The 12,004-nt window shown below is 54.1% G+C and carries 7 protein-coding genes; 5 read left to right on the forward strand and 2 right to left on the reverse strand.

All coding sequences use genetic code 11. The features are described from left to right. Positions 1-1,144 (forward strand): efflux RND transporter periplasmic adaptor subunit (locus tag FHK95_RS19680; protein ID WP_150306338.1); only part of this gene is annotated, 1,144 nt, incomplete at its 5' end. Further along, positions 1,141-4,392, forward strand: a complete 3,252-nt coding sequence (locus FHK95_RS19685; RefSeq protein WP_150306339.1) for an efflux RND transporter permease subunit — start codon at positions 1,141-1,143, stop codon at positions 4,390-4,392. The genes FHK95_RS19680 and FHK95_RS19685, both read left to right, overlap by 4 nt. Positions 4,393-4,428: 36 nt before the next feature. On the opposite strand, the gene FHK95_RS19690 is transcribed toward FHK95_RS19685, so the two are convergent. Both FHK95_RS19690 and FHK95_RS19695 read right to left on the reverse strand, forming a co-directional pair. Further along, positions 4,429-6,729: a putative bifunctional diguanylate cyclase/phosphodiesterase gene (locus FHK95_RS19690; protein WP_150306340.1), complete on the reverse strand. Its 2,301-nt coding sequence runs from the start codon at positions 6,727-6,729 to the stop codon at positions 4,429-4,431. 417 nt (positions 6,730-7,146) lie between these two features. Then, a complete protein-coding gene (locus tag FHK95_RS19695; protein ID WP_150306341.1) occupies positions 7,147-8,112 on the reverse strand; it encodes a hypothetical protein in 966 nt (321 codons plus the stop codon). 172 nt (positions 8,113-8,284) lie between these two features. Between FHK95_RS19695 and FHK95_RS19700 the strand changes: the two genes are divergently transcribed. The 3 genes from FHK95_RS19700 to FHK95_RS19710 all read left to right on the forward strand — a co-directional run bounded on the left by FHK95_RS19700 (position 8,285) and on the right by FHK95_RS19710 (position 11,992). Then, complete coding sequence (locus FHK95_RS19700; RefSeq protein ID WP_150306342.1) at positions 8,285-8,539, forward strand: hypothetical protein; 255 nt, start codon at positions 8,285-8,287, stop codon at positions 8,537-8,539. Between the two features lie 185 nt (positions 8,540-8,724). Further along, positions 8,725-11,142 carry a TnsA endonuclease N-terminal domain-containing protein gene (locus FHK95_RS19705; RefSeq protein ID WP_150306343.1) on the forward strand — a complete coding sequence of 806 codons (2,418 nt, stop codon included), beginning with the start codon at positions 8,725-8,727 and terminating at the stop codon, positions 11,140-11,142. Then, the gene (locus FHK95_RS19710) at positions 11,135-11,992 is read left to right on the forward strand and encodes an ATP-binding protein (RefSeq protein WP_178114866.1); all 858 of its coding nucleotides are present in this window, start codon (positions 11,135-11,137) and stop codon (positions 11,990-11,992) included. Before FHK95_RS19705 ends, FHK95_RS19710 begins: the two co-directional genes overlap by 8 nt. The last annotated feature ends 12 nt before the right edge of the window (positions 11,993-12,004 follow it).

A 12,004-nucleotide genomic window follows, 5' to 3' on the forward strand; every position in this document is an offset into this window, starting at 1 on the left:
AAGGTTAAGTAAGTGCCATTCGGACCAGAGCCCGGTCGATAACCCGGAACAGTCCGCCAGCGATGCGCAGCCGGTGAGTGTGATTGTCGTGCCGGTGGCGCGCAGGAGCCTGCAAAGCTGGGTGTACAGCCAGGGTACGGCACGTTCCCGGCAACGTGAGTACCTGACGTTTACCCAGCAAGGCGTCGTCTCCCATGTGGATGAATCACTGCGGGTGGGCGGCCGGGTCAAAGCCGGGCAGGTCATTGCTCATCAGGCTCCGGCGCGGGTGCAAGCCGACATGCAGGCCGCCAGAGCCGCACTGGCCGAGGCGCAAGCCAGCCTGACGCTGGCCGAGGTTACCCGTCGCCGTTACGAAACCCTGATAGAGCAGCGTTCCGCTTCGCGCCAGGAACTGGATCAGGCAGTAGTGCAGGTCGAGCAGGCCAAGGCGGCGCGCGATAACGTCAAGGCACAATTGGCGCAGGCCCAGCTCGGCATTGACGAGTCGCGGCTGGTGTCGCCTATGGATGGCGTGCTGGCGCGGCTCAATATCGAAAAGGGCCGTTACTTCATGCCCAGCGTAGTGCAGACCAACACGGAACAGAACGCGCTGCGCACGGTGCCGGCACTGGTGATTGATCCCGATCGCTTCGAGATACGGGTGGACTTGCCGTCCTATGATTACCGCCAGATCCACACCGGTGCGCGCACGGTGATCGGTGATACGCCGCCGGTAGATGGTCAGGATCTCGACCCGCTGCAGACCAAGGAACACGTGCTGGGTACCGTCTATGCCGTCAGCCCGTCACTGGATCCGGAAACCCGGACCTTTGAAGTCATAGTGCATACCGAAGGCAGCAACCCCGGATTGCAGGATGGTCAATTCGTCGCGGTATGGATATCCCGTCCGGAGAAGACCGAGGTGCTGGCGGTCCCGTTGGACGCTTTGCGCTATCGCAACGATCAGTCCTTTGTGCTGGTCGTCAATGCGGACACTGACCGGGTTAGCGAGCGACGGATCGAGCTGGGGCAGCACGCGGGTGGTTTCCGCGCGGTGACCGAAGGCCTTGAGGAGGGCGAGCTGGTCGTCACCGATGGCCGTGCGGCTTTGAATGACGGGCAGCCGGTGCGCATTCTGCGCGGCGATGAGACGGCGCAATGAGTAGTCCCGGCGAACACGACGGAGCGGTTGAGCCAAAGCTGGCGGCTACGCCGGCGGAAAGCGAGGAAGTGCGCAACGCCCATCCGCTGGCCCGCTTCTTCTTCCTGCAACCGATCTTCGGCATTCTACTGCTGGTGACCTTGTTGCTCGGCGGGCTGATGGCCTACACGCAACTGGTCAAGGAATCCCTGCCCGATCTGAACATCCCCCAGGCCACCGTCACTACCGCCTGGCCGGGTGCCGACCCGCGCACCATCGAGGAGCAGGTCACCGACATCATCGAAGATGAGGTCACCACGCTGGAAGGGGTGCGCCGGGTCGATAGTGCCTCTTACGATTCCTTTTCGGTTATCTCGGTCGAGTTTGATGCATCGGTTGATCCGGTCGACGCCATGACCCGGCTGCGCGCTGCGGTGGCTGACGCCGAGGCCGAGCTGCCTTCCGATGTGGAACGTCCAGCGATCAAGCAGGCCTCGGTAGACGATATGCCGATTTTCACCTTCGTGCTGCATGGTGAGGCGGGTTCGGCCACCATGAACCAGCAGGCACGGCGTATCCGCGATACGCTCGAGCGCTTGCCGGGCATCGATGGCGTCAGCATCGGTGGTGAGCGCGAAGAGATAGTGCAGATACTGCTGCGCCCCGAGCGCATGCTGGCGCTGGGGCTATCGTCCTCCGCGGTGCGCAATGCCGTACAGCAGGCCAACGTCGAGCAGCCCTTCGGCGAGATTCATAGCGCCGACATAGGTGCGGTGGTGCGTCTGGAAGGGCGCTTCCGCGATATCGACGACCTGCGTGCACTGCCCGTGGCGCGCCTGAGCGGTGCGGGCACCGGGCGGCCGGTACGTCTGGACGAGATCGCCACCGTCAGGCGCATGCAGGACACCGAAACCACCCGCGCGTTTTTCAGCGCTGAAGGCAGCGCCTACGCCGCTTCGTTGGAACTATCGGTGCGCAAGACGCCGGGTGCAGACACCGTCAATCTGGTGCAAACCCTGAGAATGGCGCTGGAGCAGCTGCGCAACGACGGCGCCTGGCCGTCGGGGATCGAGTACAGCGTGATTCAGGACGAGGCTGAACAGATCTGGGATTCGCTGTCGGATGTATTCATCAGCGCCATGCAGACCATGCTGATCGTGTTCATCATCCTGTTGCTGACCATTGCCTGGCGCGAAGCGATCATTGCCGGATTGTCGGTACCCATCACCTTTGCCGGCGTGCTGCTGGTGATCCTGATGATGGGCTACTCGCTCAATGAGCTGGTGGTGATCGGCATGGTCATCGCGCTGGTGATGATCGTCGACGTATTCATCATCCTGCTCGAAGGCCTGCACGACGAGATCTATAACGGCGGCAAGACCTTCGGCCAAGCAGTGCTGGCGACGGTCCAGCGCTACGGCATGCCGGCCTTCGCTGCGCAGATCACTACCATTCTTGCGCTGGCCCCGCTGATGTCGATCAGTGGCACCGTGGGCGAGTTTATTTGTGTTCTGCCCACCACCACGGTGGTCTGTCTGGTACTGGCCTATATCGTTGCCATGCTCTGCACGCTGCCGCTTGCCCGCGCGCTTCTGGGCAAGCAACGCAAGGCGCAGGATGCGCGCAAGCAGGGACTGTCGGACCGGGTGACAGGGCGTGCGGTGGAGGGTCTTGAGCGCTGGAATACGCGCTGGGTGGTGCAGAGCAAACGCCAGTCCTGGCTCTGGCTGCTCGCGGCCATCGGCCTGTTCGTGCTGTCCATGCTGGCCTTCAGTCAGGCCCGCGTGGAACTGTTTCCCGCGACCGACGGCACGCGCCTGGGCATCAATATCGAACTGCCGCCGACCGTGCAGTTGGCGACGTCGCAGGACGTGGCCGACGAGATCGGCAGCATCCTGCGGGGCAAACCCTACTTCGAAAGCGTGGTCAAACTGGTGGGCATGAAGAGCCCCTTCGCCGGCGGCTCCATGGCGGCCAACCTGCAGCCCAGTGAGGCTGAAAACTACATCGGCTTTTCCGCCATCTTCCGCCCACTGGAAGAGCGTGACGCGCCATCCTATGAGCTGGCTGATGAGCTGCGCCAGGAGCTGTCCGCCTACCTGCAGGAGCGGGTCGCGGCGGCGCAATTGCTGGTCGTACCTGAATCCAGCAGTCCCTCTGCGGGCGATCCGATCGAGATTCAGCTGCTGGGTGCGGACATGGATGAACTGCAGCGCCTGTCCCGTGACGTGCAGGCACTGCTTCTGGAAACCGCTGGCGTTGTGGATGTGCGCGACAATATCGGCATGCTCAAACCGCAACTGGCCTTGCAGCCGGATCGTGAAGCCGCGGACTTCTTCGGCATCGATCATGGCGACCTGGCTTCACAGCTGCGCATTGCCTTCAGCTCCGATGAAGTAGGCACCTTCATTACCGACGATGCCGATGACAATATCGACATCCGCCTGGGTACCGAATGGCCCAGCAGGCCGGGCGAGGCGGGTGGGCCGCGCAATATCGAGGAACTGTCACGGGTGCGGGTCTTTACCCAGGACGGCCGCTCCATTGCCACCCGGCAACTGCTCAAGCCAAGCCAGTCGGAAGCGGCCATTGCTATCTCCCACGTCAACGGCGAGCGCGCGTTGACCGTCATGGCCAAGAACGAAAGCCGTACCGTCGGCGAAGTCATGGCCGAGGTGCAGCCACGGCTGGACGAACTACAGCAGCAGTGGCCCGCAGGCTACCGCACCGTGATCGGTGGGGAAGCGGCAGATACCAGCGAAACCTTCGGCTCGGCGCTGATTGCACTGGTAATTGCCATCGTGCTGGTGGTCGGCGTGCTGGTGATCCTGTTCAGCAGTTTTCGCCAGGCGTTCATCATCTTTGCCACCATGCCGCTGGCGATCATCGGTGCCGCCCTGGGTTTCTGGGCCTTCGATATCACCTTCTCGTTCTTCGCCATGATCGGCCTGGTCTCGCTGATCGGCATCGCCATCAACAACGGCATCATCATGGTCGACACCATGAACCGCTTCATCGAAGACGGCATGTCGATCGCCGAAGCCGCCGCTGCCGGCTCGGCTCGACGCCTGCGCCCGCTCATGACCACCGCCATCACCACTATTGTCGGCCTCGCCCCACTGGCTATCAGCAGCCCCTTCTACCGGCCACTGACGCTGGTGATTATCTTCGGCTTGATCTCGGTATCGGTGCTGGCGCTGTTCCTGGTACCGGCGCTGTATGTGTTGCTGACGCCGGCGGATGCGGGAAAGGCCAAGGTGTTGGATTGAGGGGCAAGCTGGCTGGGTAGCGTGGGGTAAGCGGTGCTAGGTCGTGGAATGAATGCTTACATTGGGTCCGGGTTTTGACGCTTCGTCCTGGATATATTTCTCCAGAGCGTCAATTGCCATCGGACGCGCGAAAAGGTAACCCTGAAACAGGTCACAGCCGCAATCTGTGAGGATCTGTCTCTGTGCTTCGGTTTCTACGCCTTCTGCGAGAATGGCCATCTCGTAAATACGGCCAATGTTGATGATGTTCTTCACCATCTTCAACGAGGTGTCGTCGGACATAATATTGCTAACGAAGCTCTTATCGATCTTTAATTCATCGATAGGGAGATCACGAAGAATGCTGAGTGAGGAGTACCCGGTCCCGAAGTCATCCAGAGCGATTCGGACTCCTGCTGAATGCAATGTTTGCAGGACGCCACGGAAGTGCTCCAGGTCCTCGATCAACAGGTTCTCCGTAATTTCCAGACACACAGCGTGCACTGGCATGCCTACGTTCTTGAGCTTCTTCAGGAAATCTTCCGCAAAGTCAGCCTCTGCAAACTGGCGCACGGAGATGTTGATAGATAGCTTGAATTGCATCTTGTAGCGTTGGCAAAGGGTCTGAATCTGGCCAAGAGACTGATCAATTATATAGTTGCCGAGCTTGCCCATTCCGCCGGACTGTTCGGCTACGCCGATGAATTGATCCGGTGGAATAAGTCCTAGTTCGGGGTGGCGCCAACGAACCAGTGCTTCGACGCCATGAAGCTGACCTGCGGCATCAATCTGGGGCTGGTAGGTCATGTAGATCTCCCCCCGCTCCTCCGCGCCCCTGAGTAATTGTTCAATTCTGATCCGTTGCAAGTAATGGTCTTCCAGGCTGGGCCTGAAACTGGCGACGCTGTTGCGCTTCTTCTTGGCCTCATACATGGCAATATCGGAAGCCCGGAGCAATTCGTCCAGTTGAGCACCATGCTCTGGGAAACGTGCAATGCCGATGCTGCAGCCGGGGGAGAAGGTCATGTTGAAGGCGCGGATATTGTCACAGGCCTGATAAATCAATGCCGCTGCACGTTGTTCGTTCTGGTCGCGGTCCGAGCCCGCTGTCAAGAAGACAAACTCGTCACCGCCATGGCGAACCAGCAACTCGTTATGGCTGGTATTGGCTCGAAACCGTTTGGCAAGTTCAACAAGGATGCCATCACCGATGCTATGGCCAAAGTTATCGTTGATCCCCTTGAAACTATCCAAATCGATGAACAGAAGCGAGAAAGCCGGCTTCTCATGCATCCATTCGTCAAAGGTTGAAATCAGGTAGTTGCGGTTCGGTAGTCTGGTCAAAGCATCATGATTGGCCTGGAAAATGAGCTCTCTGCGACGGCCCTTTTCGATCCGGTCAATGTAACGGAATAGCAGATACATGCTCACCGTGAACGCCAACAGAACCAGCAGATAACTGGCAAAAATTTCTAGAAACTCTCGTATCAGGAAGGCGTCTTCAATCTCCGATATAAGCCAGAATTCATATCGGGGATGGTATATGGCTACGCCTCTGACCATGCCTCGTTCTTCCCCCGCATCCCAACGGAAAGCAGTTGATGTCAAACCCGATCGGGCGCCGGACGATGCAGGTTCCGAGACGTCTTGCAGGATCTGCATGAGATTCCCATAGGCCGAGGGGGGCATGGGCTGCTCGTGGAAGTTTTTGACCAGCGCATCACTGGTGGCGTATTGAATGTAATGATCGCGACTGCGAAGAATGGTAACGCGGTTGAAACGGCCCAATACGTGGCCCTGGGAAAAGTAGCCGTCGGCGCCCGTGACGCTCAGCGCTCCGGTCATGACCCCTATTACTTCGCCCTGATTGTTGCGAATTGCTTTGCGGGCGGGGACAACCAGGCGGGGTGTGAGATAGGTACGGCCAAGCACCATCTTGTCTGTTTCAAGCGCATAGGCGAAGGAGTCACGCACCTCAGGGGCGTCCAGAATATTGGTTACGTCGCTGTCGAGATTCGATGTGCGCTCCAGCACCTCACCCTGGGGAGAAATCAATGCAAACCCTGAGAAAAAATCAGGGTTCAGGTTCATCAGGTCGTCCAGCCGGGCCCGAAGATCTTCAGGCCTATCGGCTCCGCGCAGGAGGAGATCTTCGCCCATCAGGCTAAGGATGACTTCCTGTTGTTCGAGAATTGACGAGAATGCCCCGAACCATTGGGCCGCCAGCCCTTGTTGGCTGACTCGGTAATATTCAGTGAGGCTGTTCCAGCGGGAGACCGAAATGCTTATCAGCAGAACGGTGCTTGAAAGTACGAGCAGGAGGAATAGCAGCCATATGTTTTTTCTTAGGGCATCCATTGATCACTCGATCTCCGTTTTGGTCCGGCCCGACGTTGGCTCACGATTCGGCGGATCCTGAAAACACAGCATAGGCGATCGAGTATCGTGGATAAAGAAAACTATGCTGCTGGGAGTGATGATTGATTCGAGTGCATTGGGGGTGCTCAGACCAACTCGGGGGTCGCCGTTGAACCTCAATCTGTTAAAGCTGCGCAGTCGGCTGATCGCAGCAGAATGCCGTACAGTTCGCCATCCGGAGACGCGAATATGGGCGATGGCGGGGAGGGGGGCGTCGTTCAGCTCAGATAACAATTGTCACCAAAGCATAAGAACTGTGCATCGAACCATAGATTGGCCAAAAAAAAATACCATAGATTGGCCACCTCTATGGCTGTAGATCGCAGCTTGCGCGATATTTACTGAAAAAATGAATATTTATCTAGGCAGGCGAAGGTTGACCAGCTGTTTCCCCTGATCCTTCATTTCCTGAATGGCGTGCTCTCGCTCAGCACCCGGCCTGTGAGCGGAGATTAACGCGTAACTGAAACGCTGAATAAAATTGAGACGAATTCCCGTCCGCTTCAACTTTGCACCATGCTGCTGCTCATAGCGTCTAACGACATTATCGACTTTTAGGGTGTGGAGGGTATAGCTGGAGAATTCTGTGCTGAGCCAAAATGCAAAGCGACGCTCATCCTTAAGAGAAGTAAATAGACTTCTGTTGCGCGCCTCATCACGCATCTTTATGAAAACGTTGGTCACATATGCCAATGAATAATGTGATGGCATGGGAGATGGGATCTGGCTCAGGTTTATAAAATATAGATCCCAGAGGATGGAGGTCAACTCAGGCTGAATCGCTTTTAGGGGTGTGTTGATCATTAACAGCGCCGCTACATGCAACGCAGCCCAGGAAGCCTCTACGTAGACGGCTAGGTTCTCTGTTTTCTCTCCCAATTGCGTAATAGCGAGTAATGCCTCCAAAGCCTGTAGATCACCCTGTCTCCAGAGTGAATCAATCGTTCTTGGTGAACTGAAAGGGCGGCTGCTTGTGGCGACATGCTTCGCGAGATGCGGACGAGCTCTGGAGATGATAGCCGCGATTTCCTCAATGCCCAACCTGTCCGGAGATATCAATTTCCACAGTGGAGCATAGAGCCAGGCAGATGTTCCTGGATATTTTTTTTCCACCTGAGTTTGGGTGCGCGCAGACGGTGTGCTTATGCCCCGGGAGTATTTGTACCACCGTCCCGACCGGCTTTTGGTTCCGTCAGGTAGCTTTTTTATGCAAGCCGGTGACAGGGCTGTTTCCAGCGCATATCCAGAATCCAGCCCCGAGTTCTCGAGCAAAGCAGCAAACCATACCTTGGTTGCTAGAGAGCTCTTAGGTGGACTATGCATGACAGGAACCTGACTGTAATTGAAACAAAATCCGTTTGCGCGGATTTGTATGTTGATGATTTTTAATGATTAATTGCTGATGCGCGGACTTTATAGTGCATGAAAAAGACACTCTACATCTTTGGGACGAGCGTAGCTAGAATATGAGGCTCGTCAACAACGAGTTGCCAACATGAACTTGGAAAGAGAGCTAGAGGATTCGCTGGTACAGCAGGCAGGCCCGTTGTTGACGGGAGATTTATTGGTCAGCAGTCTGGGATATTCATCAAGGGACGCTTTTCGAAAAGCATTGCAGAGAGGAACGCTGCCGGTAGTGGTTTTCGAGATACCGAAACGGCGGGGAAAATTCGCATTAACACGAGACGTAGCGAAATGGTTGGCCTCGCAAAAACAGAGTGCGCTCAGAAAAAGTGAGATAAAACAATGAGATAAAAACAAAAAACCGAAGCTTGCTCACGCTTGCCCCGGTTTCTTGAAGGAGTAGACACTCCGGTGTGGTAACCACAGTGTCACCCTATTTGGATACCAGGTCAAGCTCACATAACCCGATTCTCAGGGTCAGAGGCCGCCGTATGCCAAAATTTTGCGGTTGGCCCTGGCTGAGGAGTGCTTATGCTCAGCGAATTAGAGCTCCTGCGTTATCAAAACCTGACTTTTAAGCTGTCTCATCATGCAAAGCAGTACATCCATGCAGCGCGGACATCTGTTCCGTCACGGATGGTCGGTACGCATGCGAGCTCGAACCTCGTCAGCTGGCGCATATCTGCAAGAACTATGCGTGCCGTGTCATTGGAAAGCCGCTCCGCTGAAACAGCATTTTTTTTATTGAGCGAATTTGATGACAACGTAATTGAGCTGTGGGATCAACCTGATCCAATCAAGATAAAACGCCATGATCGCAATGGGAAGGAAAGATCTTTTAGTTATACTCCAGATTTCTTGGTTTTAACTAAAGGTGGACCTTGCGTGGTTGAGGTTAAAACAGAAAGTAATGTCGGTGAGCTGGTGAAAAAATACCCATTGGATTGGGTCTTAGGGGATGATGGGGAAGTTGTTTTCACACCGGCTGTGCGAGAATTTAATAGCATGGGTCTGGATTATAGAGTTTTTGTCTATAAGAATAAGTGGAGATATCGAGTCGCAAATGTAGAGCTGATTTTACAGGCCAGATGTAGCGATAAAGATACCGATGTCGCTCTTGAAGATTTAGAGGAGGCACTAGAGGCACAATGTGTCTGGTCTTTACACTCGCTGAGAAAGCACTTAGGGTTGGGTGATTATACTACGCTTGTTCGCCTTATCGATCGAGGGAGTTTGGCCGCTGATCTAGATGAATCCTTGATTTCAGAGCCTGAAGGATTTCTTGTTTCAAAAACGCATGCCTTACTGGCAGCTGGAAAGTCACTGCTGGATGCGAGCAAGGTATCCGCTTATATAAATAGTGATAGGTTACATGTCACAAAAATCCCAACTTTAAGGGATGCTGAAGTAGCTTTGAAACGCCTTTCCGCTGTAGAGCAGGGAGTTAAAAGTCGCTCTGCAAGACGTTGGGGTTTGTTGGCAGTTGAAGGCCGAAAAAAAGGATTGACTACTTTTCAGGCATTGATACCTAAATATTATCTGAGCGGAAACAGAAGCCGGAAAGTACCGAAGGAGGTCGATGACTTTCTGGTCGAATACCTTTTGGGGCCGCATGCGGAGTCCCCTGGCCTTTCGAGGTATCGCTCTTATGTGAAGTATAGGGTTCTCGCGTCAGAATTGTTACCGCAATATGATCCTGTTTCGCAAAGAACGTTTGATAAGCGCTTGCAGCACCTTCCTGCAGAGGTGATTGCCTTGCAGCGTGGGGGGAGAAGAGCCGCTAACGCCGCCGCAGACCCGACAGACCCAGAGTATAGGGTACAGCGGGCTCAGATCCCTTGGGAACGTGCCGCCATTGATCATTATCTAGCTGATATTTATGTTGTTGTTCATTCCTCTGATGGGTGTGTGTACGTTGAGCGTCCGTGGATTACTGCAATGATTGATCTGGCGACGACATATGTATTAGCAGTAACTATTTCGTTCTTGTCGCCATCATCTAAAGCTGTCAGTAAAATTATACGTGAATGCGTCCGATTGCATGGGAAGCTGCCGGCTGAAATAATTGTAGATCGTGGATCAGAGTTTAGATCTACGTTTATGGCATCGCTGATGGCCCATTACGGTATTGTGTATACCCTGAGGCCAGCAAGTCATCCTAGGTTCGGCGCACAGGTCGAGCGTTTATTTGGTGAATTCAAAGATCAGTGGCTATCTCAGCGTCCGGGAAATCTAGCGGACTATCGGGAAGCTAGAAGCGTAGATGGTGCGCTATCCCCCCGGAGGCGCGCCGTACTATTCCCGGCACAGGTGTTTAGCGAGGTTAAAGAGTTTTGCAGTTGGCGAAACGCCAAACTTGTTGGTGGCAAAGTTTTCGCTGCGGCTGACGAGTTTCGAAGGGGGTGCGAGTTGTATCCTTTTGTAGCAAAGCCAGTTCCTTACAACAGCGAATTCATGATGATGACGGCGGTTGACACTAAGGATTATAAAGTAGACCCCGTTAGGGGAATCCACGTAGGGGACGACTGGTATTATTCTCCTGCTTTGTCGTCTGTCCGGGGTCGGAAATCGGCTATTCAGGTAAGAATAGATCCAGAGAACCCGCATGTTATATATGCCTGTGTAAAGAACGAGTGGGCCGCCTGTTTTACTACTGGCTCGACTACTTACGGTGGGAAAACGGGTGCGCAACAGCTTGGCGAGGGCTTGGTTCGGCTTGAAGCTGCAGCTCTTAGAAGAAAAATTCGTACTATTGATGATGAAAATTTATGTCGAATAATTAGGTCGTATTCAAGTGATATAGGCGAAAATTCTTCTGAACAAGTGGTGACGAATTTAGGATATATAGATCGCGGATATGATCTATCCTCGCCCGTCGATCTTGAATCGTTACTGTCCGAACCCTTGGACGAGCTTGAGGTTGAAAGCTGGAGTAATGATTATGACTGAGCTTGGTCGGAGTGTCTTGGAGTTAAGGGTAAATCATAAGTTTTGGGTCAATGCGTTCCAAGAAGCTTTTGCGACGTTAACAATGGCGAGTCCGGGTGATGTCGTTTGTATAGTCGGGCCATCGCGCGCAGGAAAGTCAAGGTTGATTCATGAGCTTAAAAAACAGCTTGAGAATGGAAACTCTTACGAGTCCACTGGAAAGCTGCCAGTAATATGTGTCGAAGCGGTTAATTCTGGACCAAATGGCGCTTTTTCTACTAAATCTTTTACTATGCGAATGCTTGAAGCGGTGCGTCATCCGCTATTGAGTATATCAGAGCTCGATGCTGCTTCTGAGACTGCTAGAGCAAAACTGGAACGAACTACAGAGAATACGTTGAGACAGATATTGGAGCGGGCGCTTAAGCACAGAGGTGTTTATTACCTGTTCATTGATGAGGCTCAGCATGTTCGATATGCCAGTAAACAAAGTCACGCGCCCTGCGCTGTGATGGACTCTTGGAAATGTCTGGCTCAGACGTGTGGACTCGTTTTGGTTGTTGTTGGAGCTTACCCAATTTTGGAGCTGCTACAGCACTCGCCTCATATGCTAGGTAGAAAAAAACAAATTCATCTACAACGCTATGGTACGCACCCAGATGACTTGGTGGAGTTTGCAAAGATTATTCAGGCTTTCGAGCGATCCCTCGGTGAATTTGTTAGTTCCGGGTTTTTGCTAAAACATACACAGCTTTTGCACGAAAAAACCTGCGGGTGCATTGGGTTGCTAAAATCTTGGCTAAAGCAGACGGTAACATTAGCTGTTGTTAACAAGTCTCAGATTTCATTAGCAATGCTAGGGAAGGTCTGAATAAATGCTGCA

Source organism: Pseudomonas saliphila (assembly GCF_008638345.1).
Lineage (GTDB): Bacteria > Pseudomonadota > Gammaproteobacteria > Pseudomonadales > Pseudomonadaceae > Halopseudomonas > Halopseudomonas saliphila.